General features: G+C 59.1%; 19 protein-coding genes. 5 read left to right on the top strand and 14 right to left on the bottom strand.

Annotated features, from left to right (window positions below):
- Window positions 1–45: 45 nt before the first annotated feature.
- Window positions 46–1,638, top strand: a complete 1,593-nt coding sequence (locus C7H09_RS09045) for an isocitrate lyase (RefSeq protein WP_106762227.1) — start codon at window positions 46–48, stop codon at window positions 1,636–1,638.
- A gap of 178 nt (window positions 1,639–1,816) precedes the next feature.
- Window positions 1,817–3,661, top strand: a complete 1,845-nt coding sequence (locus C7H09_RS09040; RefSeq protein WP_106762226.1) for an SLC13 family permease — start codon at window positions 1,817–1,819, stop codon at window positions 3,659–3,661.
- Here the strand turns inward: C7H09_RS09040 and C7H09_RS09035 are convergent, their stop codons facing one another.
- Together C7H09_RS09035 and C7H09_RS20400 are read right to left on the bottom strand one after the other, a co-directional pair.
- Window positions 3,662–4,354, bottom strand: a complete 693-nt coding sequence (locus C7H09_RS09035; RefSeq protein WP_106762225.1) for a phospholipase D-like domain-containing protein — start codon at window positions 4,352–4,354, stop codon at window positions 3,662–3,664.
- Window positions 4,344–4,949 (bottom strand): TetR family transcriptional regulator, encoded by a 606-nt coding sequence (locus C7H09_RS20400; RefSeq protein WP_106762224.1) that lies wholly within the window; start codon window positions 4,947–4,949, stop codon window positions 4,344–4,346. Before C7H09_RS20400 ends, C7H09_RS09035 begins: the two co-directional genes overlap by 11 nt.
- Before the next feature lie 228 nt (window positions 4,950–5,177).
- Here C7H09_RS20400 and C7H09_RS09025 point away from each other — a divergent pair, with 228 nt between their 5' ends.
- The 3 genes from C7H09_RS09025 to C7H09_RS09015 all read left to right on the top strand — a co-directional run bounded on the left by C7H09_RS09025 (window position 5,178) and on the right by C7H09_RS09015 (window position 11,089).
- Window positions 5,178–6,350: an efflux RND transporter periplasmic adaptor subunit gene (locus C7H09_RS09025; protein ID WP_106762223.1), complete on the top strand. Its 1,173-nt coding sequence runs from the start codon at window positions 5,178–5,180 to the stop codon at window positions 6,348–6,350.
- The gene (locus tag C7H09_RS09020) at window positions 6,350–9,460 is read left to right on the top strand and encodes an efflux RND transporter permease subunit (protein WP_106762222.1); all 3,111 of its coding nucleotides are present in this window, start codon (window positions 6,350–6,352) and stop codon (window positions 9,458–9,460) included. Before C7H09_RS09025 ends, C7H09_RS09020 begins: the two co-directional genes overlap by 1 nt.
- 294 nt (window positions 9,461–9,754) lie before the next feature.
- A complete protein-coding gene (locus tag C7H09_RS09015) occupies window positions 9,755–11,089 on the top strand; it encodes an SUMF1/EgtB/PvdO family nonheme iron enzyme (RefSeq protein WP_106762245.1) in 1,335 nt (444 codons plus the stop codon).
- Here C7H09_RS09015 and C7H09_RS09010 read toward each other — a convergent pair.
- The 12 genes from C7H09_RS09010 to C7H09_RS08955 form a co-directional block, all read right to left on the bottom strand.
- Complete coding sequence (locus tag C7H09_RS09010) at window positions 11,059–12,636, bottom strand: cation:proton antiporter family protein (RefSeq protein ID WP_106762221.1); 1,578 nt, start codon at window positions 12,634–12,636, stop codon at window positions 11,059–11,061. The two genes, C7H09_RS09015 and C7H09_RS09010, sit on opposite strands and share 31 nt — an antisense overlap.
- An 82-nt stretch (window positions 12,637–12,718) precedes the next feature.
- Window positions 12,719–13,648: an alpha/beta fold hydrolase gene (locus C7H09_RS09005; RefSeq protein WP_106762220.1), complete on the bottom strand. Its 930-nt coding sequence runs from the start codon at window positions 13,646–13,648 to the stop codon at window positions 12,719–12,721.
- A gap of 103 nt (window positions 13,649–13,751) precedes the next feature.
- Window positions 13,752–15,041 (bottom strand): phosphoribosylamine--glycine ligase, encoded by a 1,290-nt coding sequence (gene purD, locus C7H09_RS09000; protein WP_106762219.1) that lies wholly within the window; start codon window positions 15,039–15,041, stop codon window positions 13,752–13,754.
- A 23-nt stretch (window positions 15,042–15,064) separates the two neighbouring features.
- Window positions 15,065–16,645, bottom strand: coding sequence for a bifunctional phosphoribosylaminoimidazolecarboxamide formyltransferase/IMP cyclohydrolase (gene purH, locus C7H09_RS08995; protein WP_106762218.1), 1,581 nt, complete (start codon window positions 16,643–16,645; stop codon window positions 15,065–15,067).
- Window positions 16,646–16,745: 100 nt separating this feature from the next.
- Entirely contained in the window at window positions 16,746–17,063 is a 318-nt protein-coding gene (gene fis / locus C7H09_RS08990; RefSeq protein WP_106762217.1) for a DNA-binding transcriptional regulator Fis, read from the bottom strand.
- Window positions 17,060–18,058 carry a tRNA dihydrouridine synthase DusB gene (dusB, locus tag C7H09_RS08985; protein ID WP_106762216.1) on the bottom strand — a complete coding sequence of 333 codons (999 nt, stop codon included), beginning with the start codon at window positions 18,056–18,058 and terminating at the stop codon, window positions 17,060–17,062. Before dusB ends, fis begins: the two co-directional genes overlap by 4 nt.
- 193 nt (window positions 18,059–18,251) lie before the next feature.
- On the bottom strand, window positions 18,252–19,469 hold the full coding sequence (locus C7H09_RS08980) for a DUF3426 domain-containing protein (RefSeq protein WP_106762215.1): 1,218 nt from the start codon (window positions 19,467–19,469) through the stop codon (window positions 18,252–18,254).
- Between the two features lie 72 nt (window positions 19,470–19,541).
- Window positions 19,542–20,438, bottom strand: a complete 897-nt coding sequence (prmA, locus tag C7H09_RS08975; protein ID WP_106762214.1) for a 50S ribosomal protein L11 methyltransferase — start codon at window positions 20,436–20,438, stop codon at window positions 19,542–19,544.
- A 2-nt stretch (window positions 20,439–20,440) separates the two neighbouring features.
- Entirely contained in the window at window positions 20,441–21,787 is a 1,347-nt protein-coding gene (gene accC, locus C7H09_RS08970; RefSeq protein WP_106762213.1) for an acetyl-CoA carboxylase biotin carboxylase subunit, read from the bottom strand.
- Window positions 21,788–21,805: 18 nt separating this feature from the next.
- On the bottom strand, window positions 21,806–22,270 hold the full coding sequence (accB, locus tag C7H09_RS08965) for an acetyl-CoA carboxylase biotin carboxyl carrier protein (protein WP_106762212.1): 465 nt from the start codon (window positions 22,268–22,270) through the stop codon (window positions 21,806–21,808).
- Between the two features lie 29 nt (window positions 22,271–22,299).
- The gene (gene aroQ, locus C7H09_RS08960; RefSeq protein WP_106762211.1) at window positions 22,300–22,737 is read right to left on the bottom strand and encodes a type II 3-dehydroquinate dehydratase; all 438 of its coding nucleotides are present in this window, start codon (window positions 22,735–22,737) and stop codon (window positions 22,300–22,302) included.
- Window positions 22,738–23,012: 275 nt separating this feature from the next.
- Window positions 23,013–24,617, bottom strand: a complete 1,605-nt coding sequence (locus C7H09_RS08955) for a diguanylate cyclase (RefSeq protein WP_106762210.1) — start codon at window positions 24,615–24,617, stop codon at window positions 23,013–23,015.
- Window positions 24,618–24,625: the final 8 nt, after the last annotated feature.

Here is a 24,625-nt window from a genome sequence, read left to right as displayed (position 1 = left end):
GCCTTCCGGACCCTTTTGAACACAAACGTAGAAAGGATAGAGACCATGCCTTACGCACAAGACGTTGACCAAATCGCTTCCCTGGTGAAGCAGAACCCGACCTGGAATGCTATCAACCCGAAGCACGCGGCTCGCATGCGCGCCCAGAACAAATTCAAGACGGGTCTGGACATCGCCAAGTACACCGCCAAGATCATGCGCGAAGACATGGCGAACTACGACAAGGATTCTTCTCAGTACACCCAGTCTCTGGGTTGCTGGCACGGTTTCATTGGTCAGCAGAAGCTGATTTCTATCAAGAAGCACTTCGGTAACACCAAGCGTCGTTACCTGTACCTGTCTGGCTGGATGGTTGCTGCCCTGCGTTCCGAGTTCGGTCCGCTGCCGGATCAGTCCATGCACGAGAAGACCGCGGTTCCTGGCCTGATCGAAGAGCTGTACACCTTCCTGCGTCAGGCCGATGCCTGGGAACTGAATCACCTGTTCCGTGCGCTGGAAGAAGCCGAGCAAGCCGGTGACGCTGCCAAGGCCAAGGAAATCGAGCAGCAGATCGATAACCACGAAACTCACGTTGTACCGATCATTGCCGACATCGACGCCGGTTTCGGTAACGACGAAGCCACGTACCTGCTGGCCAAGAAGATGATCGAAGCGGGTGCCTGCTGTATCCAGATCGAAAACCAGGTTTCTGACGAGAAGCAGTGTGGTCACCAGGACGGCAAGGTAACGGTTCCCCACGCCGACTTCCTGTCCAAGATCAACGCGGTTCGTCTGGCGTTCCTGGAGCTGGGTGTGGACGACGGTGTTATCGTTGCCCGTACCGACTCTCTGGGTGCTGGCCTGACCAAGCAGATCGCGGTCACCAACGAGCCGGGCGACCTGGGCGACCAGTACAACAGCTTCATCGATGGTGAGTACATCGAAGACGCCTCCCAGATTGAAAACGGCGACGTAGTGATCAAGTCCAACGGCAAGCTGCTGAAGCCGAAGCGTCTGGCCTCTGGCCTGTTCCAGTTCAAGCCGGGCTCTGGCGAAGACCGTGTGGTTCTGGACTGTATCACTAGCCTGCAGAACGGCGCAGACATGCTGTGGATCGAAACCGAGAAGCCGCACGTTGGCCAGATCGCCAGCATGGTTAACCGTATCAAGGAAGTGGTGCCCGACGCCAAGCTGGTTTACAACAACAGCCCGTCCTTCAACTGGACTCTGAACTTCCGTCAGCAGGTGTTCGATGCCATGCAGGAAGAAGGCAAGGATGTATCTGCCTACGACCGCGCCAAGCTGATGAGTGCAGAGTACGACAACACCGAGCTGGGCCAGCTGGCTGACGAGTGGTGCCGTAACTTCCAGCGTGATGCGTCTCGCGAAGCGGGTGTGTTCCACCACCTGATCACGCTGCCGACCTACCACACGGCGGCTCTGTCTACCGACAACCTGGCCAAAGGCTACTTCGGTGACGAAGGCATGCTGGCTTACGTTGCGGGTGTGCAGCGTCAGGAAATCCGTCAGGGCATCGCCACCGTGAAGCACCAGGACATGGCCGGTTCCAACATCGGTGATGACCACAAAGAGTTCTTCGCTGGTGAAGCGGCTCTGAAAGCCGGTGGTAAAGACAACACCATGAACCAGTTCGGTTAATCGACTGGCTCAGGTTGTCCGGCAGGCACCGCCAACGGTGTCTGCCAGCTACCCGAAACCCCGCAAAGCATCATGCTCTGCGGGGTTTTGTTTTTTTGAGGCGGGCCAGCAGGGATACCTGTGGGGCGCCTTCACGGCTATTCTGTATGAGTTGATATCAGTGACAATGGACACGTCGATGCCTTTTCTCTCGGACAAATGGGCCGTGTTTGCCATTCTTGCGGTGGCCCTGGCAGGGTTCATCTGGAATCGGCTACGGTTTGATGTGGTGGCCATGTTGGCGCTGTTGGCGGTTTCGGTGCTGGGTATTGTGCCGGTGGAACAGGCTTTTGCCGGGTTTGGTCATCCTGCGGTGATTACCGTGGCGGCGGTTCTGGTGATCAGCCAGGGGCTGGTGAACGGCGGGGTGGTGGATGAAATCGCCCGCCTGCTGGCCCGGGTCGGGCGCCATGCCGTGGCGCAGATTCTCACACTGACTCTGGTGGTTGCAGTCTGTTCGGCCTTTATCAATAACGTGGGGGCGCTGGCGCTGCTGATGCCCGTGGCCATCTGGATGTCCCGGCAGTCCGGCCGGTCACCGTCGCTATTGTTGATGCCCCTGGCGTTCGGCTCGTTACTGGGCGGCACCATTACCCTGATCGGCACGCCCCCCAACATCATCATTGCCAGCTATCGGGAGGCTGGGTCGTTTCGACTGTTCGATTTCGCCCCGGTTGGCCTGGCCATCACCCTGGCGGGGATCGCCTTTATCTCGCTGATCGGGTGGCGCCTGACCCCGAAGCGCGATGATCCGGCGGCCGGGGAGCGGTTGTTCAGCGTTGGCGACTATCTGACTGAATTGAAGGTTCCGGATGGCTCGGATTACGCCGGGGGCACCCTGCATACGCTACTCACCGAGGGCGACTGGCAGAAAAACCTGGCGGTGTTGTCGCTGATACGGGATGACCAGGCCACGCCGGCACCCTCCACCTTCATGATTCTCCGGGAAGGCGATGTACTGCTGGTAGAGTCGGATACTGAAAGCCTGGAAGAATTTGTTGATCAGACCGGGCTGCAGCTGGCTCATTCGGTGGATCCCGAAGACGAGGAGGCCGATGATCAGGAGTCGCCGCCGGAGGCCGCCAGAGCGAGAGCCCGTCGTGACAACGCCGAAGACGAATTGATCACCGGCGATGTCCGGTTGGTAGAGGCCGTGGTCAGCCCTGGCTCAAGACTGATCGGGCGAACCGCCAACCGGCTTAACCTGCGGGAACGCTACAGTGTGAACGTGGTGGCGGTTGCCCGGCAGGGGCAAAGGTTGAAGCAGCGCCTGGTGGATATCCGTTTTCGCTCGGGGGACATTCTGCTGGTTCAGGGGTTTGAGGGCAGTGTCTCAGGGACATTGCAGGAGTTGGGTTGTCTGCCGCTGGCGGAGCGGGGCCTGACGTTTGGCAGAAACAAACAGCTGGGCCTGGCAGGCGGCCTGTTCGTTGCGGCCATTGCCGTCATTGTTTCCGGCGTGTTGTCACCACCGGTGGTGCTGGTGGGGTGTGCCATGGCGATGGTGCTGGTGGGGCTGTTGAGTGCCAGCGATGCCTATGAGGCCATCGACTGGGCGGTGATTGTGCTGCTGGCGGCGATGATCCCCATTGGCCAGGCACTGGAAACCACCGGTGGTGCTGATCTGATTGCCGGGCAGATACTGAGGCTGGGTGAGGGCCAGGCCCACTGGCTGGTGCTGACCATTCTGCTGACTGGCACCATGCTGTTGTCGAACGTGGTCAATAACGCCGCCGCCGCGATTCTGGTGGCACCAGTGGCGCTGGGGGTGTCTGCCCAGTTGTCATTGGCGTCAGACGCGGCACTGATGGCGGTGGCCATTGGTGCCTCCTGCGCGTTCCTGACGCCGATCGGCCATCAGTCCAATGCCCTGGTGATGGAGCCTGGCGGTTATCGTTTCAGTGACTACTGGCGGCTGGGCCTGCCGCTGTCGCTGGTAGTCACCGCCACCGCCGTTCCGCTGATTCTGTGGCTCTGGGGTTGATTACAGCAACGGCTCCAGAGGCAGTATCGACATCAGCCAGACCAGAAAGCGCCGCCCGGCCGGTGTGTAAGGCTCAGAGCTGTGGATAATTTTTCCGGAGGGCGTTTCCTCCACCCAGTAGAGGTCGCCATCGCGATTGAGGCTCAGCCGGTAGCTGTCAGAAGGCAGGCGCTCGGTCATGGTTCGTTCCATGGTGTCGGCAAGTTCCGGGCTTTCGATCACGAAACCCAGTTCGGTGTTCAGGTTGATCGAACGGGGGTCAAAATTGAACGAGCCGACAAAGATCTTGCGGCCATCCACGATGAAAGTTTTGGCGTGCAGGCTGGAGCCGGAGCTGCCCAGAGGGCCTGCAGATTTATTGCGTTTGATCGCGCCAGTGTCCTGCTTGGCCTTGAGTTTGTCCAATACGATTTCGGGAGCGGTCGAGGGTTTGCCCAGAAGGCTGGTTGCCGGATAGCTGAGCTGATGGTTCCAGTACCGATCAAAATCGCTGGAAACCCGGGGCACAATCGGGCCGATGGCCATCACATCCAGATCGTTGAACAGCACGCCGTTGGTGGCTCCGAAGTATTCGTCACCGATGTTGCGCCCGCCAATAACGGTGGCCTGGTTGTCGATCGCGGGCAGGGCGCAACCGGCAAGCGTGCCGCTCAACAGAGCCAGAACGACCAGGCGAAGGAATTTAATGTTCATCAATAATCAAGCCACTTAATAAGGCATCAACAATGATCGGGGCTTGCTCGGCAAACTCTTTGCGCTCCGGGTGCACCAGGTAGTCGAAAAACAGCCCCAGCATCTGGCTGTGCAGAATGTGGGCGGCCAGTTCCGGAGTCAGTCCCGGCCGCAGGCGCTGGCGGTTTTCTGGAGCGGTGAGCAACGAGCTGACAAAGTCGACGGCCTGGGCCGCCACTTCCCTGTGTTTACTCAGCGCCTGGTCGGTTTCGTTGCGATGAAACAGAATGTAGTACACCCTGAAGTACTGCTCGTCAGTGGCCAGTTTTCGCAGGGAAATAATGCATAATTGCCGCAGATTGGTCAGACTGTCGCCGCTGGTGGCGGCGTCGTCTAACATAGCTCCGAGGGGGGCGCGCACGCGCTCAAGCATGGCGTCCAGAATGTCCTGCTTGTTCTTGAAGTGCCAGTACACCGCGCCCCGGGTGACCCCCGAGGTACGGGCGATTTCTTCCAGTGAGGCCCGCGCAACGCCTTTGCTCATGAATACGCACTCGGCCGAGTCGAGAATGGACTCCCGGGTCGCTTCGGCTTCGGCTTTGGTTCGTCTTGCCATGGTTGGGCCTTTTCGTGTTCGGTTGTTTGCAGTCTATGTTTCCCGGCCTATGGAGGCCAGTGGTCGATCCCGGCTCGGGAAAAGTACCTAAGTATAGCGGAAATCAGTTTACATACATACACGAATGAATGTATCTTTCCCGCTCTAATTTTCAAGCATATGGGCGCTTGTGTCCGTATAGGAATTCTCGCACGGCATCATCAGCTCAGGTATTCAGGAGACCGCACCATGCCCGTTGATACATTTGCTCGATCGATTTCCCGCAAGGGGCTGATAACCGCAGGCCTGTCAGCCATGCTATTGGTGGCAGGCTGCAGTAGTGACGACGCTGGCAAGCCGAAGGCTGGCGGAGGGCTTCCTCCGGCAGCCGTGGTGGTTCAGGAGGCGGTACCCACCGATGTGTCGGTGCGCCAGGATTACGCCGGGCGGGCCAATGGGGCCCGGGAAGTGGAAGTGCGGGCCCGTATCAGCGGCATTCTCGAAGAGCGCCTGTATGAAGAAGGCCAGGTGGTTCGGGAGGGCGACTCCCTGTTCCGGATCGACCGGAAGCAGGCGCAAGCCCAGTTGCAACGGGCCGAAGCGCAACGTCAGGTGGCCCAGGCAGATATGCAGCAGGCCGAGCGTGAGTGGAAGCGTATTGCATCCCTGTTCGAGCGCAAAGCAGTGAGTGAGCGGGAGCGGGATGCTGCCCAGTCTGCGCTGGAACTGGCGGAAGCCAACCTTGCGGTGGCCACGGCAGGCGTCACCACCGCCCAGCTCGATCTGGGTTACACCGATGTCACTGCACCGATCAGTGGTGTAACCAGCCTTGAGGATTTTCCGGAAGGTAGCCTGATCGACAGCGGTACTTTGCTGACCACCATTGTCCAGCTGGACCCGGTACACATTCGCTTTGCGCTGCCGGAGACGGATGCCAGCATTCGTCGCCGTGCCCGTGAGGCCATGGCTGGCACCAATGGCAAGGAAGATATTTCCGCCGGCCTGATTCTGGCCGACGGAACCGAATACGATCTGAGTGGCCGCATTGATTTCACGGCCTCCACCCTTGACCCCAGAACCGGTACCGTCTCGGCGCGAGCGGTGTTTCCCAACCCGGATCACCTGGTGGTTCCCGGTCAGTTTGTGCGGGTACGGGTAGAGCTGCAGAGTTTCAGCGATGTGATCACCGTGCCGGAGAAGGCCGTGGCTCAGGGTCCGAAGGGCCCGGTGGTGTACGTGGTGGGCGACGACAGCAAGGCTCAGTCCCGCCAGGTTGAGCTGGGGCCGGTCAGTGACGGTGCCCAGATTGTTCTCAGTGGTCTGGAGCCGGGCGACCGCTTTATTGTCAGCGGTCTGGTGAACATGCGTGACGGTGCCCAGGTACGGGTGGTGAACGATCAGGCCGGGGAGGGCTCGAACTGATGTTGAGAACCTTTATTGACCGGCCTATTTTTGCGTCGGTTATCTCGATCATTATTACCCTGGGCGGAGCCCTGGCTCTGATTGGCTTGCCCATCGAACAGTACCCGAACGTGGTGCCACCACAGGTGGTGGTGGATGGCCGCTTCCCCGGAGCCAGTGCCGATGTCATTTCCGATTCGGTGGTGGCACCGCTGGAGCAGGAAATCAACGGTGTTGACGACATGATCTACATGGAGTCCAGCGCCACGGATTCCGGCAGTTTCCGGGTGTCGATTTCTTTCGAGATCGGTACTGATCCGGATCAGGCCACCATCAACGTGAACAATCGGGTGCAGCAGGCGCTAGCGCGATTGCCCCAATCGGTGAGGGATCAGGGCCTGAAGGTTGAAGCCCGATCCACGTCCATCTTGCAGGTGCTGGCCCTGTCCTCAGCCGATGGTTCCATGAGTGTTGTAGAGATTTCCAACTACGCCTTGTTGAACGTGCTGGATGAACTGGTGCGACTGCCGGGCATCGGGAATGCCTCACTGTTCGGCGCTCAGGACTATTCCATGCGCATCTGGTTGCGCCCGGACAAACTGGCCCAGTATGAACTGACACCCGCTGATGTGGCGACGGCATTGCGAGCCCAGAATGCCCAGTTTGCCGCTGGTCGGATTGGTGCGGAGCCCGCCCCTGCGGGCCAAGCGTTTACCTTCAGTGTGTCGGTGCCGGGTCGCCTGTCCAGTCCGGAAGAGTTCGGAGAAGTGATTCTGCGCAGTGACGACCAGGGTGCCTCTCTTCGGCTCAAGGATGTGGCCCGCATTGAACTGGGTGCCCAAAACTACGATTTCTCAGCGGTGTATAACGGTGAAGTGACCGTACCCATGGGGGTTTACCTGCAGCCGGGCGCCAACGCTCTGGATGCCGCGGAAGCCGTCAATGCAGCCATGGAAGAAATCTCCAGCCGCTTCCCCGAGGGGCTCGAGTATTCGGTACCTTACGACACCACCCGTTTTATCGACATCTCCATTCAGGAAGTGATTTCGACCCTGGTGGTGGCGGTGCTGCTGGTTATTGCCATTACCTTCTTGTTTCTTCAGCACTTTAACGCCACGCTGATTCCGCTGATTGCGATTCCGGTGTCATTGATCGGTACCTTTGCCGGAATGCAGGCGCTGGGCTTCTCGATCAACCTGCTGACCCTGTTCGGATTGATACTGGCCATCGGGGTGGTGGTGGATAACGCCATCATCATCATGGAAAACGCCGAGCGGCTGATTAAGGAAGAGGGTGCGTCACCCTACGAGGCAGCGGTGACGACCGTGCAACAGGTATCCGGTGCGGTGGTTGCCTCTACCCTGGTACTGGTGGCGGTGTTCGCGCCGGTGGCCTTCCTGGGCGGGCTCAGTGGGGAGCTGTATCGCCAATTCGCTATTACTATCGCGGTATCGGTGGTGTTGTCGGGTGTGGTTGCTCTGACCCTGACCCCGGCCATGTGTGCCCTGCTGTTGGGCCATGAGGGTAAGCAGCTGACCGTGTTCCGCTGGTTTGATGCCGGTTTCGACAAGCTGACCCAGGGTTTCTCTGCCGTGGTGGACTGGCTGCTGCGCCACGCCGTGATTGGTGTGGTGCTGTTTGTGGCCATGCTGGGCGGCACCGTGCTGCTGCTCGACAAAATGCCCTCGGGCCTGGTGCCTCAAGAAGATCAGGGCTTTGTGCTGAGTGCCTATTCTCTGCCGCCCACGTCGGCTCTGAGCAGAACCGAAGATTCGCGGGATGAGTTGGTGCAGACTCTGAAGTCCTTGCCGGAAGTGAAGGATGTAGTTGCTTTCGCCGGCTTTGACATTATTTCCAGCGCCCTGAGAACTAACAGTGGGGTTGCCTTCGTAACCCTGGAGGACTGGGCTGAACGCGAAGGGGAGGGCCAGGGTGCCGCCGATATCGCTAAGAAAATCATGGGTATTGGGTTTGGCATGCCGGAATCCTTTGTGATTGCCTTCACGCCGCCGCCCATTCAGGGCTTGTCGACCACTGGCGGTGTGGAAGGGTATATCCAGGCCCGGGGCGGTAAGACTCCGGCCGAGATCAAGGCCATGGCCGACGGCTTCACTCAAGCTGCCAATCAGCGCCCGGAACTGACCAACGTGCGGGTTACCCTGGACACCGGCATTCCCCGCTACCAGGCCAACGTCGACCGTGAAAAGGCCCAGGCCGCGGGTGTTCCGCTGGATCAGATTTTCACCACCATGCAGAGCACCTTTGGTGGCCTGTATGTGAATGACTTCACCCTGCAGGGCCGTAACTGGCAGGTTACCCTGCAGTCAGAGGGTGAATTCCGCAGCCACCCGGACGATCTGCGTAAGGTGTTTGTGCGCTCTACCTACGGAGAAATGATTCCGCTGAGTTCTCTGGTTGAGCTGGAACGCACCAGTGGCCCGGATATTCTGAATCGCTTTAACGTGTACCCGGCGGCCAAACTGCTGGCAGAACCCGGCCCGGGCTTCACCAGTGGTGATGCCATTAAGGCTCTGCAGGAAGTGGCCAGTGAGCAGTTCGACCGTAACACCCTGCTGGGCTGGACCGGTGAAGCGTATCAGCTGCAGGACTCCGCCGACTCCGGCACCATGGCTTTCGGTATGGGTTTGCTGCTGGTGTTCCTGATCCTGGCGGCCCAGTACGAGCGCTGGGGACTGCCGGTAGCGGTGGCCACTGCCGTGCCTTTTGGTGTGTTTGGTGCGGCGTTGGCGTCGTTGTTGCGGGGCTTCCCGAACGACATTTACTTCCAGGTTGGCCTGCTGGTACTGATCGGCCTGGCGGCCAAGAACGCAATTCTGATTGTGGAATTTGCCGCCCAGAACCGTCAGAAGGGCATGAGCTCCTTCGAGGCGGCCAGCACCGCAGCCCGTCAGCGTTTCCGGGCGATCATGATGACCGCCATGACCTTTATCGTGGGCTCTCTGCCCCTGGCGTTCAGTTCCGGCGCCGGTGCAGTCAGCCGTCAGGAGATCGGTACGGTGGTGGTCGGCGGTATGCTGGTGGCCAGTACCCTGGCGCTGTTCTTCGTGCCGCTGTTCTACAAGCTGATCGAGGATCTGGCGGACTGGCGGCGCAAGCGCAAGACGGCCTGACCGCTTGAGCGGTCGGTAGATTCAGGCTGAATTAGGCTGAATCTACGAGGCTGATCATAGATATAATCAGGGAACCGTCGTCGGTGACTACCGGCGGCGGTTTTTTGTTTGTTATTGTGAGGTTTTGACAAGTTTTGATGAGCGGGGTCGGAGAGGCTTTCCAAAAATTTGTGGAGCCAGGGATGGCGGTACAGAAGCGCCACAGGGAAGTGCCGTAAGGAGCGTTTTTTGGAAAGCCTCTCCGACCCCGCTCTTGCACCACGCCTTCAGGCTGAGTTGGTAAAGGTCATTGATATGGATAAGGCAACATTGCTGAACGAACTGGAATTGGCCCGTACCCGCACCGGCCAGTTGATCACCTCCCTGCCGCCAGACAAACTCGATGTCCCCTATCATCCGGGGGTTAATCCGCCGCTGTGGGAAATGGGCCACGCCGCGTTCTTCTACGAAGTCTTCGTCTTCAACCTGCTCGATGGCACGGCCAGCTACGATCCGTCCATGGATGACCTGTGGGATTCGTTCCACGTTGACCATCAGGATCGCTGGCGCAAAGACCTGTTCCCGGGGCGGCAGGCGACGCTGGATTATTTCCACACCATCTACGATCGGATGGCGGAGCGTATCCGGGCGCAGTCGTTAACCGAGCAAGATGTGTATCTGTACCGCTACGCCATTTACCACCAGAACATGCACATCGAATCGCTGATCTGGTGTCGCCAGACCGTGGGTTATCCCGCGCCACCCGACTACCTGGGGGATCGGCCGGCACCGGGTGAGCCGGTGTCCGGTGATGCCGAAATTCCGGCCGGGCACTGGGTGATGGGCATGCCCGGGGATTCGTCACACTTTGCCCGGGAGGACTTTGCCTTTGATGCCGAGAAGCCCCGGTTCGAGGTGGAACTTCCGGCTTTTGCCATCAGTCGCACTCTGGTTAGTAACAAGGAGTTTCAGGCGTTTGTTGAAGACGACGGTTACCGTCGTCCCGAACTCTGGTCGTTCGGCGGGCGCAAGTGGCTGGCGACCGAGCAGGATGTAAGGCTGGTACACGGTGCCCGCAAACCCATGTTGCGGGCGTTGCACCACCCTTTGTACTGGCGCTGGCATGAAGGCCGGTGGCAGGAGCGGGTGTTTGACCGCTGGCTGGCGCTGGTGCCGGAGGCGCCGGTTGCCCACGTTAGTTACTGGGAGGCTGAAGCTTACTGCACCTGGGCCGGGCGACGGCTACCGACCGAGTATGAATGGGAGGCGGCGGCATTGGGAAATCGGCCCGGTGAATCCTTCCGGCGTTACCCCTGGGGCAATGAGAGGCCTGATCGGGCGCTGGCGGATCTGGATGCCGGTGCTATGGCTAGAAACCCGGTGTGGGACTATTCCGCCGGTGAGAGCCCTTTCGGTTGTCGACAGATGATTGGCTCGGTGTGGGAGTGGACGAGTAATGAATTTCTGCCCTACGACGGTTTCAAGGTGGATATGTACCCGTTCATGTCCACCTTGCAGTTTGCCACCCACAAGGTAACGAAAGGGGGCAGTTGCGCCACCTCGTCGAATGTTATCCGGGGCACCTATCGTCAGGCGTACCTGCCGTTTCGCAACGATGTTTATACCGGGTTTCGCACCTGCGCCATTTGATGGTGTGCCTCTGAACGATCCATCAGGTGGCTGGCCAAGGCCACGCCGGTTTCGTTCATGGTGAGGTGGGCGTCGTTGGCGCCGGCTTCGCGGATCTTTACCGCTTCGTCGGCGTACATGGTGTGCGCTACGATGTAGCCCCGGAATCCGAGTTTGCGCAGCATCCGTGCGGCAATCAGTTTGCCTTCGATGTCGCTCATGGCCAGGATCACTGAATTCAGTTCCGGCATGTGCAGGCCTTCCCAGAAGGTGGTGTCTTCGGCATCAGCGAACACCACATTGCGGCCCTGCTCCCGGTGCTTTTCGGCTTTCGCCGGGTCTGAGTCCAGGCCCATTACCCGGGGTTCATTGGGCACCAGCCAGTCGTAGGCGGCGGTGCCGGTACGGCCCATGCCCATGACCAGTATCCGGGTGTCGCCGAGGGAAATTGGTTGCTCGTCCGGATGGCGTTTGTCGCTTTCAAAGCGGCTGATCTTCTTTGCCACCCGTTCGAAGATGGCGTGGGAGAAACGGTTGGCCGGTGCCGAAAACACAAACGACAGGGAAACGGTGATGGCCAGGGGAATCAGCCATTCCGGCAGGGCAACGCTGGCGACGATCAGGCCGAATTCGCTGTAATTCGCCAGTGACAGCGACGTCAGGAAGCTGCTGCGGGCCCGCAAACGGAAGGCCAGTAACAGGAAGTAAAACAGAAGGCCCTTGAGGGGCAGCACCAGGGCCGCGACAACGGCAAAAACAATGGCTTCCTGGTTGGGCATGCCACCCAGACCGATTTGTAGGAAGAAACCCACCAGAAAGACTTCTTTTACACTCCAGAGCGATTTTGACAACTCCTGGGAGCGCGGGTGGTTGGCCAGGATGGCGCCAAAGACCAGGGCACCGAGTTCAGAACTCAGGCCCAGGGATTCAAAGCCGAGACCGCCCAGCACCAGCGCCAGCAAAAGCCCCAGCAGGGTCAGCAGCTCATCGTGGCCACTGGCGTCCAGCAGTTTGTAAAGCAGAGGTCTTAGCAGCGGTAACCCGAACACAATCAGCGCCCATTCAGACGGTGTTTTCCCCGCCGCCAGGCTCATCACCACCAGTGCAATCAGATCCTGCATCACCAGAATGCCGATGGCGACCCGGCCATGGAAGGCCCGGAGCTCCCGCTTGCCTTCGAGCACTTTGGCGGCCAGTACGGTACTGGAAAAAGACAGGGCAACCGCCAGCATGAAGGCGTCAAGCCAGTCCACCTCGAGCAGCCAGAAAAGAGGCGGTGTGAAGACAACGCAGGTGATCCCGAAATGCAGCAGACTGCCGCCAATGACTTCCGGGCTGATGATGGAGCGGAGCTTCAGTTTAAGGCCAACGGTAAACAGCAGCAGGAGTACGCCCAGGTGGGCAATGTGGGCCAGTACCGCGGTCGGCTCGGCAGTGATGTCGGAGACAGACGACAGCCCGGTGAGTACGAAGCCCGCGGCCAGGTAGCCAACCAGAGGGGGCAGGCCAATGCCTTTGACCAGCAAGCCAAGAACAAAGGCAAAGGATATCCAGATTGCTTCAGGCATGATTGCGTTTCAAAGATAGACGGTAAAAGAAGCAAGCCTACCCTTTTTTATGCCCGGGATGTAGTCGCTCTTGGTCGCGCCGTCAGTTTTGTTGCAAAAAATGACGGAACAGATCGGCTGAGCGTTCCGGGGTTTCGATCATGGGGGCATGGCCAATATCCTCCAGAATCACCTTGCGGGCATTCGGGATCAGATCGACAAACAGATCGGCATTGCGATAGTTGATCACCCGGTCCTGTTTGCCCCAGATCACCAGAACCGGCGCCTGGATGCCGGTGATCGCCTGTCGGAATTCGGGCTGGAATCCGGAATCCTGGATGTCGGCAAAGATCACTTGATTGATCGCGTTGTTGGCGATGCTCTGTGCTTCCATAACATCCATGATGGGCCAGGGCACAAAGGGTTTTTGCTCCAGAGCAAAATCCATCAACCGACGGAAATCGCCTTCTTTTTCGGGAATCAGCGGGTTATCCCCGTCCATCACCAGATCCACCAGTTCACTTTCATGTTCCAGAATACCCGCCGGGTCGAACAACACGGCCGACTCGACCTGCTTCGGGTGTGCTGCTGCATAGAGCGCAGTAATGGCGCCGCCCATGGAGTTGCCCATCAGGTGAAACCGGTCCAGTTCCAGTGCCTGGAAAATGCTGTGCAGATAGCCCACCTGATCTTCCAGACGGTAGCCGATGTCCAGGGGCTTGCTGCTGTCGCCGTGACCGGGCAGGTCGATGGCGTAGACGTTGTATTCGCCCTTGAATTCCCGGGCCAGTCGCGTCCAGTTGTCTTTGTTGGCGCCGAAGCCGTGAATCATCACCAGTGTATCGGCCTTGATGGGGTGCTCTGTGTGCAGGTAGGCAATCTCGAAGTCGCCGACCGACACCTGGGCCGGGGCCAGCCCTGCACGGCTGCGTTCCCAGCCAATGGCGCTGTCGTAAAGGCCCTGTTTGGAACAGGCGGTCAGTACCAGGGCGACGGTAACAAGCAGGGTCAGGTTCAGGCTGGTGCGTAGCACAGGAAACTCCCGGGTGGATGATGGCTTGATGTCTGGTAAAGGTTACGCCATAAAAAAGCCCGGTCATTGACCGGGCTGACAGGTATTTGCGGTTGCCAGGATCTCAGTCCTGCTCGCGGGCAATGGCCCGATAGGCAATGTCATTACGGTGGAACATGCCGTCCCAGCGGATCTGTTTTGCCAGCGCATAGGCCCGTTGCTGGGCTTCGGTAACGGTGTTGCCCAATGCTGTGGCGCACAGTACCCGGCCGCCGGCGGTCACCACCTGGTTGTCGGCATCCAGCCTGGTGCCTGCATGAAACACTTTCTCGCCTTCGGTTTCGCTTTCAGGCAGGCCGGAGATCACGTCGCCCTTGCGGTAGTCAGCGGGATAGCCGCCAGCCGCTAGCACGATACCGACCGAGGCGCGCTCATCCCACTCGGAGTCGCAGCGGTCCAGGTTGCCCTCAATGCCTGCTTCGCACAGCGCAACCAGATCGGACTTCATGCGCAGCAGAATGGGTTGGGTTTCCGGGTCGCCGAAACGGCAGTTGAACTCGATCACTTTGGGGGCGCCCTGGGTGTCGATCATCAAGCCTGCGTACAGGAATCCTTTATAGGAATGGCCTTCTGCGGCCATACCGTTCACCGTGGGGTAGATGACTTCGTCCATGATGCGCTGATGCACATCGGGGGTGACCACCGGCGCCGGAGAGTAGGCGCCCATGCCGCCGGTGTTGGGCCCGGTGTCGCCGTCGCCCACCCGCTTGTGATCCTGGGAGGTGGCCATGGCCAGGACGTTCTTGCCGTCGACCATGACGATAAAGGACGCTTCTTCACCTTCCAGGAATTCTTCGACAACCACACGGCTGCCAGCATCACCGAAGGCATTGCCCGCGAGCATGTCGCGGATGGCGTCTTCGGCTTCGGGCAGGGTCATGGCAACGATCACGCCTTTGCCAGCGGCCAGGCCATCGGCCTTGATCACGATCGGCGCGCCTTTTTCCCGGACATAGGCCAGGGCTTCATCAACGTCTGTGAAGTTGGCGTAGTCGGCGGTGGGGATCTTCTGGCGGGCCAGGAAGTCTTTAGTAAAGGCTTTGGAGCCTTCCAGTTGGGCCGCGCCAGCGCTGGGGCCAAACGCTTTCAGGCCGCGGGCTTCGAACTTGTCCACCACGCCAGCCACCAGCGGCGCTTCCGGGCCGACGATGGTCAGCCCGACGTTGTTCTGTTCGGCAAAGTCCGCCAGGCCATCCAGATCCATTACGTCCAGATCGACGTTTTCCAGGCCAGGCTCGCGGGCGGTACCGGCGTTGCCGGGGGCCACGAAGACCTTGTCGGCCCGGGGGGACTGCGCGGCTTTCCAGGCCAGGGCGTGTTCCCGCCCGCCACTACCAATAACCAGAATATTCATGTTCTGCTCCAGACTCGTGTCGATCAGTGACGGAAATGGCGCATGCCGGTAAAGACCATGGCGATGCCGTGTTCGTTGGCGGCGTCGATCACTTCCTGGTCGCGCATGGAACCACCGGGCTGAATCACCGCGGTGATGCCCGCTTCGGCCGCTGCATCGATGCCGTCACGGAATGGGAAGAAGGCGTCGGAAGCCATCACTGAACCGGGCACTTCCAGGCCCTCGTCGGCGGCTTTGATGCCAGCGATCTTGGCGCTGTAAACCCGGCTCATCTGGCCTGCGCCCACGCCGATGGTACGCCCGGCTTTGGCGTAGACGATGGCGTTGGACTTGACGTATTTGGCCACTTCCCAGGCGAACAGCAAGTCGTTCAGTTCCTGCTCTGAGGGCTGGCGCTCGGTGACCACTTTAACATCGTCCATGGATACCATGCCCAGGTCACGATCCTGTACCAGCAGCCCTCCGGTCACCCGCTTGTAGTCCATGGTCTGGGCCCGTTCGCCATCAAATTCGCCACACGCCAGCAGGCGCACGTTCTTTTTCGCGGCGACAATCTCTACGGCGTCCGGGGCTACGCTCGGCGCGATGATGACTTCCACAAACTGGCGGTCAACGATGGCCTTGGCGGTGGCTGCATCCAACTCCCGGTTGAAGGCAATGATACCGCCAAACGCCGAGGTCGGGTCGGTGGCAAAGGCCAGGTCGTAGGCTTGCAGTATGTCGGCGCCAATGGCCACGCCACAGGGGTTGGCGTGCTTGACGATAACGCAGGCCGGGTCGGCGAAGGGCTTAACGCATTCCAGCGCGGCGTCGGTGTCGGCCACGTTGTTGTAGCTGAGTGCTTTGCCTTGCAGCTGGGTTGCGGTGGCCACGCAGGCTTCTTTCGGATGGCGCTCGGCATAGAAGGCGGCCCGCTGGTGCGGGTTCTCACCGTAGCGCATGTCCTGAACCTTCACGAACTGGGCGTTGAAAGTGCGCGGGAAGTCGGCGTTGTCGTTGTCCGGGGTGCGTCCGCCCAGGTAGTTGGCGATGGCACCGTCGTAACCGGCGGTGTGTTCGAAGGCTTTCACAGCGAGGTCAAAGCGCGTGTTGTAAGTCAGCTCGCCATCATTGTCCGCCAGCTCTTTCAGAACGCGGCTGTAGTCGGAAGCGTTCACCACAATGGCGACATCGTTATGGTTTTTTGCTGCCGCACGCACCATGGTCGGGCCGCCAATGTCGATGTTCTCGATGGCGGTGGCCAGGTTGCAGTCCGGTTTGGCCACGGTATCTTCGAACGGATACAGGTTAACCACCACCATATCGATCGGATCAATGCCGTGCTCAGCCATGATGGCATCGTCGGTGCCACGGCGGCCAAGGATGCCCCCGTGAATTTTCGGGTGCAGGGTTTTTACCCGGCCATCCATCATTTCCGGAAAACCGGTGTAGTCGGACACTTCGGTGACCGCTACCTTGTTTTCTTTGAGCAGGCGGAAAGTGCCGCCGGTAGACAGTAGCTCAACGCCACGTTCGCTGAGCGCGCGGCCAAATTCAACAATGCCGGTTTTATCACTCACGCTGATCAGAGCGCGACGGACGGGGGTGTTTGCCTGGTTTGCCATGAGTCACTTTCTTCGCTGGTCAGATGGGCCGGGATGGCCAGTAATACAAAGAACAAGGGCCTCGCGAAGGTTATCCGGAGGCCCTGATTGGGTCAGTCGATTATAGCAGACCGTACTGCTTGAGTTTTTTACGCAGGGTGCCGCGGTTCAGGCCTAGCATGGTGGAAGCCTTGGTCTGGTTGTTGCGGGTGTACTTCATTACCTGTTCCAGCAGCGGGGCTTCCACTTCCGACAGTACCAGTTGGTACACGTCGGACACCGGGGCGCCGTCGAGCTGTTCGAAGTAATTGGTCAGCGCTACTTCCACGCTGTCACGCAAGGTGACGCTGCCACCGTTGTTACCGATGGTGTGCAATTGATGCAAATCGTCGTTTGCCGGGGTGTTCAGCGGTTGGTTTGTCAAAGTCTCAGCGCTCATGCTGCGAATACCTCTCCATTTCGTAAGCCTGCAAAATACTGTGCGATGCTGTCTTTCTGCTCCAGCGCGTTGTCGATGGCGTTGAAGCGTTGGCGGAACTGTCTGCTGTCATCCTGGGGCTGCAGATACCAGCCCACATGTTTTCTGGCGATACGTACACCCATGGTTTCACCGTAGAAACTGTGCAACTCGGTCAGGTGACCGGTCAGAATCTCTTCCACTTCCTCCAGAGGAGGGGCGGACAGGTGTTCGCCGGTTTCCAGATAGTGCAGGATTTCCCGGAAAATCCACGGGCGCCCCTGAGCGCCCCGGCCAATCAGCAGGCCATCGGCGCCGGTGTGGGTGAGTACCTGCCGGGCTTTCTCCGGTGTGGTGATGTCGCCATTGGCAAACACCGGAATGCCGACGCTGGCTTTCACTTCGGCAATGGTGTCGTATTCCGCGTCGCCGTTGTATTTGTCTGCGCGGGTACGGCCGTGCACGGCCAGGGCTTGAATGCCCGCCTCTTCGGCCATCCTGGCGATCACAGGCGCGTTGCGGTTATCCCTGTCCCACCCGGTACGCATTTTCAGGGTGACCGGAATGTCCACGGCGTTCACCACGGCTTCCAGGATCTCCCTGACCAGGCGCTCATCTTTCATCAGGGCGGATCCGGCGGCCTTGTTACACACTTTTTTGGCCGGGCACCCCATGTTGATGTCGATGATCTGCGCGCCGAATTCGGCGTTTTGTCGGGCGGCATCCGCCAGCATGTCGGGATCACCGCCGGCGATCTGGACAGACCGGGGCTCGGGTTCTCCGTCATGATTCAGGCGGGTGCGGGATTTGCGCGTATGCCAGAGTTTGCTGTCTGCTATGACCATTTCCGACACCGCCAGCCCGGCCCCCATCTTTCGGCAAAGCAGTCGAAAGGGGCGATCGGTTACACCGGCCATGGGTGCAACAATTAACGGGTTGGGCAGAGTGTACGGCCCGATTTTTGCCGTCGGCAACATGATCTGAGTCCGTGTCACAGCAGGTTAAGCAAGGTTCGGGCAGAGCGGTTGTGCAATTAATGACCGCTCCGGTCTCCGAAGGGCGGTAATGATACCGCCGGGGGCAAGCTGATTGAAGAGGCGAAAGGGCGAAAAAGTTGACTATTTTTCGCTCTGTCTGGTTGACTTTTGCGCGGTCAACTGCCCGGCTGGGTTATTGTCTTTGCCAGGGGCGGAAGCTCAGGTTGTAGTTCACCGCATCGCGGCCGGGGTCGCGAATCCTGATGGCAATCCGCACCGGTGTTTCTACCGGCATACTGTTCAGATTGGCGCCGTCGCCAGCCAGGTATTCCTGAGGGGTAAAGGTGCTCTGGGCGACCACATCGCCGTTCAGGTTGGAGAACGTCAGGGCAATGGCGGGGAAGGGCTGTTCAAAGGCCGCCCGGTTCAGAATAACCGCATCGACAATCAGTTGGTTGCGGTTTTCCGGATCGGTACGCACCACCAGTTTGCGGCTCTCAATGGCCTCCAGGTTAATCAGGGGTTTGAGTTCGCAGCCTAGCAGTTCGCAGCCTTGCTCGTAGAATGGTCGTAACTGGGGAATAGCAGACAGCCGGTCAACCTGAAACCAGGTGACCTGGGCCACCACGACGGCCAGAAGGGCAAGGACAATCAGGCTCCAGATGAATGTCCGGAAGCGGCCATTACCGGCCCTGGCCGCAATCGGATCCCGCCTGAGGTCGTGATAGAGATTGTCGCTGACAGGGGGCCTCGAAGATTCTTTGCCGGACCCTACCGGAGGATTGCCAACCCGATCCTGCTCTATGTCGAGACTGAAGTGCTCGGGCTGCCCACGCTCTACCGCAAGGGCTGCAGGTTCAGGAGCTTTCTCTGATGTTGCCGGAGGTTCCGCCGTCGTTGCTGGTGTCGGCTCCGGTTGCCGGGGCTCTTTCGTTTCCGGCACATCTTGCGCCGTCCGAGCCCCGGAGGCCGGGGCAGGGTCGTCATCCCGAAGCATGGCCTCTGCCCAGCTTTCGTCAACGCCTTGTTTCTCCGGTTTCAGGGCCTCTTCCTGGTCGCTGTCGCCTTCGGTTTCGTCGATGCCACGAAAGCTGTCGCTGAGCTCGTCATCAGAGAATGTCAGCTTGTTACCGGCATAGCGGCCTTCGGAGGCATCTTCTTCCGGGTTATCGGCGAATATCAGCTCTTCGTCGTCATCGAACTGGCCAGCATTGGTACTGTCGTCGGGCCGGGGATGATTCGCCGGGCTGTCAGCGGGCTTTGCCGAAGCAACCTCGTGGTCAACGGCATTGAAGATCTTCATGCAGTTGCCACAGCGAACCTTGCCCTTGGCGATACTGAGCTGTTCTTCAGTGACCCTGAAGCGGGTTTCGCAACTGGGGCATTGGGTTTGCAGGCTGCTTCTGGTCATGCTTCGTTCCTGAAAGCTTGAGCTGGGTCGGTCATTGTGCAGGAGGCAGTTTAGACATAAACGATTGCCCCGTCATCTGTCCCGGCGCCGCCCTGTGAGCCGTATCCAGTCTTCTTTCTGTTCTGGCTCATCCATCACAAACCAGGGTTCGTAGGCTTCCATCACCTCTCTTGCCTGGTTGAACAGGATGCCGGAAAGCACCAGATCGCCGCCGGGGCGGGTGAGATCCGCCAGGCGTGATGCCAGCCCGATCAGAGGCTGGGCCAGAATGTTGGCCAGCATGATGTCGGCTTTGGTATCCGGATCCAGGCCTGGCAGGTACAGATCCAGGCGCGGGTCGTCAACGCCGTTACGCCGGGCGTTATCCCGGCTGGCTTCCAGTGCCTGGGGATCGGTGTCTACGCCAATCACGTGATCGGCACCCAGCAGCAGAGCAGCCAGGCCGAGAATGCCGGAGCCACAGCCATAATCGATGACCTGTTTGCCTTCGCATTCCTGGCCGTCAAGCCATTCCAGGCACAGTGCGGTGGTTGGGTGAGTGCCGGTACCGAACGCCAGGCCCGGATCCAGCATCAGGTTGGCGGCGTCCGGGTCGGGCGGTTGGTGCCAGCTGGGCACAATCCACAGGCGCTGACCAAACTGCAGAGGATGGAAGTCGTCCATCCAGGCCCGCTCCCAGTCCTTGTCTTCCACCAGGGTAACAAGAATGTCTTGCAGTTCCTGCTGGGTTTGCTGGTGCCAGGCGTCGCGGATATCGGCACAGAGTTGTTCGGTATTGCGGTCAGACTGGAATAGGCCGGTAACGGTGGTCTGGCTCCAGAGCGGAGTGGTGCCCGGGTCGGGCTCGTACAGGGGCTGGTCGGCAGCGTCTTCCATGGAAACGGCATCGGCGCCCATTTCCATAAGCAGATCCTCCAGCTGATCCGCAGTATCCGGATCAGCTGGAATCTGGAGTTGTATCCAGGGCATGGTTAATCCCGCATCAGTTTCTCAAGGTAGTGGATGGTGAAGTCTACCTGTTTAAAGCCACCATCGCGTACCAGTTTTCTGTGCAGGGGTTGGTTTGTCTTGATGCCCTCGACCAGCATTTCGTCCAGTGCGATCTTCATACGCCGGCGTGCCGTGTTCCGGTCGGCGCCCCAGGTGATCAGTTTGGCCACCAGGGAATCGTAGTAGGGCGGAACCGAATAGCCACTGTACAGGTGCGAATCGACCCGCACACCGTTGCCGCCCGGTGCGTGGAAGTGCTTGACCTTGCCGGGGCTCGGAATGAAGGTTTGCGGATCTTCAGCGTTGATCCGACACTCCATGGCATGGCCGGAGATACGGATGTCGTCCTGGGTATAGCTCAGTGGCAGGCCGCTGGCGATGCGCAGCTGTTCACGCACAATGTCCACGCCAGTCACCATTTCCGACACCGGATGCTCCACCTGAACCCGGGTGTTCATTTCGATGAAATAAAACTCGTCGTCCTGGTACAGAAATTCGAAGGTGCCAGCACCCACGTAGCCGATTTCCTTGCAGGCATCCACGCAGGCCTTGAGGGTGCGCTCCCGGGACTCCGGGTTGATGTTCGGGGCCGGGGCTTCCTCGATCACTTTCTGGTTGCGGCGCTGCAACGAGCAGTCCCGGTCGCCCAGATGGATCACATTGCCGTGCATGTCGGCCAAAACCTGGACTTCAACATGGCGTGGGGTTTCGAGGAATTTTTCCAGGTATACCGTCGGGTCGCCAAACGCATTGTTGGCTTCGGTCTGGGTAATCTGGATGGCTTTCAGCAGGGCCGCTTCCGAATGCACCACCTGCATTCCCCGGCCGCCACCGCCGGAGGCCGCCTTGATCATGACCGGATATCCGATCTTGCGGGCGATCTTCAGGGTGCGTTCGTCATCATCGGTCAGCGGGCCGTCGGAGCCTGGCACTGTGGGTACGCCAGCTTTTTTCATGGCCTCGATGGCAGAGACTTTGTTGCCCATCAGGCGAATGGTCTCGGCGCGGGGGCCAATGAAGCGGAAGCCGCTTTTCTCGACCTGTTCGGCAAAATCGGCGTTTTCCGCCAGAAAGCCGTAACCCGGGTGGATGCCTACCGAGTCGGTGACTTCCGCCGCACTGATGATGGTGGGAATGTTCAGGTAGCTCTCGGTCGGGCTGTTGGGGCCGATGCACACGGTTTCGTCGGCAAGACGAACGTGCATCAGATCCCGGTCAACCTGAGAGTGAACCGCCACCGTTTTGATGCCTAGCTCTTTGCAGGCGCGCAAGATCCGCAAGGCGATTTCGCCACGGTTTGCGATCAGAACTTTTTCTAACATGGCCATGATAAGCAATCACCGCGTTCAGGAAATGGCAACCAGAGGCTGGTCGAACTCCACCGGCTGGCCGTTTTCGACCAGAATTTCGGTGACGGTTCCGGCCTTGTCGGCCTCGATCTGGTTCATCATCTTCATGGCTTCAACAATGCAGATGACGTCGCCCACGTTGACTTTCTGGCCAACTTCCACGAACGGTGTCGCGGTCGGGGAGGGGGCGCGGTAGAAGGTGCCTACCATCGGTGATTTTACCGAGTGGCCCGCCGGAACGGCCGGTGCCGGAGCTGCCGGAGCGGCTTCTGCTGCCGGAGCCGGAGCAGGTGCGGCGGCCTGGGGAGCAGGCGCAGCGTAGTGGCTGACGTAGTGGCCTCCGGCGGCCGGTTCACGGCGGCGGGAGATGCGCACCGAATCGTCGCCCTCCTGAATTTCCAGCTCTTCGACGTCGGATTCCTCGAGCAGCTCAATCAGTTTCTTGATTTTGCGAATATCCATAACTGTTCCAGTCCCGTTTTTATGTTCGGTCATTGAATTCGTTGAAAGGCAGCTTCCAGGGCAAGATCATAGCCCTGGCTGCCCAGCCCGCAGATAACACCTTCGGCTATATCTGAAAAATACGAGTGATGACGAAAAGCCTCGCGCGCGTGAACATTGGAGAGGTGCACTTCAATAAAGGGTATCTCCGACGCCAGCATGGCATCCCGAAGGGCAACGCTGGTGTGGGTGAACGCGGCGGGATTGAACAGGATGTAATCCACGCCTTCGGCCCTGGCTTCATGAATCCGCTCAATCAGCTCGTATTCGGCATTCGACTGCAGGTGCAGCAAATGATGGCCTTGATCTGCGGCCTTGCTGCGCAAGCGGTCGTCGATATCGGCCAGTGTTTCGTGGCCGTAGACCCCGGGTTCCCGGGTTCCGAGCATATTGAGGTTAGGGCCATGAAGCACAAGAATGGTCGACACGGTTTCGCTCTGCCTTATTGAAGATTGAACAGGATCGCCGAAGATGGCGCACGTTCCTCCAATGGTGCGTGCTTGTCTTTTCCGGATCAATACTTTTTGACAATCAAGCCGTTTATGTTTGTTTCCGAAAGATTACACGCCAACCTGCATTCGTGCGATGACATTTCGTTGATGGCACTTGTGAATCATTGTCAGGCAGTATTCTGCCTGCGGCTATTCGACATTGGTTTCATGGGAGGTGTGTTGGCGACCGCAGCGTGGCCGCCCGAAGACACTCAGGCGGATGCCAGAGTGATGCAGTTCCGGCCCTGTTCCTTGGAGGTATAGAGTGCCCTGTCGGCCCTCTCGCACAAGGCCTGTGCGCTATCGCCCTGCCAGGCAGCAATGCCGCAACTGAAGGTAACGTTAAACTCGCGATCGCCCGCCTGCTGGGCAAGCTCTGCAAAGCGGCCGCGAATTTCGTTGAGCACGTTGCGGGCATCGCCGGGGCGGGTGTTCGGCAAAATGACAGCAAACTCTTCCCCGCCATACCGGCCAATATGGTCGGTTTTGCGCAGGCGCTGTTTCAGGAACATGGACAGACTGCGCAGAATCCGGTCGCCGATGGGGTGGCCGAAGGTGTCGTTCACCTTTTTGAAATAGTCGATGTCGATCATGGCGAAGCACATCGGCTGGTCTTTCTGTCGTGCCCGTACAATTTCCTGCTCCAGCAGGTGCAGAGTGTGGGTGTGATTAAACAGGCCGGTGAGGCTGTCCCGGATCATCAGTGCCAGCAAGGAACGGGCACGCCGGCCTCGGTTGTGCAGGGTGGCGATCAGGTGTTTGGGGTCGATCGGTTTGGTAAGGAAGTCGTCGCCGCCCAGGCTCATGGCATGGAGTTGTTTGCTGACGTCTTCCTCGGCTGACAAGTAAATAATGGGGACGCTGTGAAAGCGGTCTTGCTGGCGGATCACCCGGGCAATCTCCATGCCGGTGCAGCCGGGCATGTACATGTCGAGAATGATGATCTCGGGTGAGAATTCTTCCAGCGCATTAATGATCTGCATCGGGTCGGTGATGATGTGGGCGGTCATTCCCGCTTTTTTCAGCACGGTTTCCATGTACTTGGCCTGTGCCCGGGAATCATCCAGTACCAGCACCTTGTAGGGTTCTACCGTATTGCTGTGGGTATAGGTTTCAATTTTTTCAATCAATTGCCCGGGATCGACAGCGGGATAGAAGAACTCTTCTCCACCGCAGCGGGATGCACGTAACCGGGTTTCAATAGTGCCATCGTCTTCGCTGACAAAAATAATCGGAATGGGGGTTTCGTGCTGCACCTGCAACTGTTCAATGGCGGCGATACCGCCGTTGTCCTGCCCGGAGAAAGTTACATCAATCAGTATGGTTTCAGGCTTGTTCAGTGAGCAGGCTTCAATCAGTTCGGCGGGCGTATTGAATGCCGATGCACGAAAGCCAAAAAATTCGAGCTGCCGTATCAGCCGCGTGGCCAGCTCCTCGTTTGGCAGAGCAATGTAAATCGGGGTCCGGCGATATTGTTGCGGCGCGTCCGAGGCACCTTCATCGGTTCGGCGCTGAGTGGATAGCCGCAAATCTTCCAGCGCATCTTCCAGAGCCCGGAGTTGGTCTTCCGCAGATCCGGTGTTGCCCTTTAGCAGGGCCAGTAAATGCTCGCCGGCTTCGGTGTGCCGGGTCATTTCAAAGCGCCGCGCGTAGCGCACCAATTTGTCGGTTGCGCTTGTCAGCTCGCCAGCGTGTGCCGGGAATTGTTCCGGGTGTTCGCGGAGTTTCTGACCGAGGTCAAGAACCACCCGGGCCTGTGTGGTGACGCGCCGGGCAAAATGCTGCCTGAGTTTTTCCTTCTGGCTGTCGTCGCTCATGTTCCTGC

This window comes from Marinobacter fuscus, assembly GCF_003007675.1.
Classification (GTDB): Bacteria; Pseudomonadota; Gammaproteobacteria; order Pseudomonadales; family Oleiphilaceae; genus Marinobacter; species Marinobacter fuscus.
The sequence above is the reverse complement of the archived record's forward strand: the minus strand, read 5'-3'. Positions and strand labels throughout refer to the sequence as shown.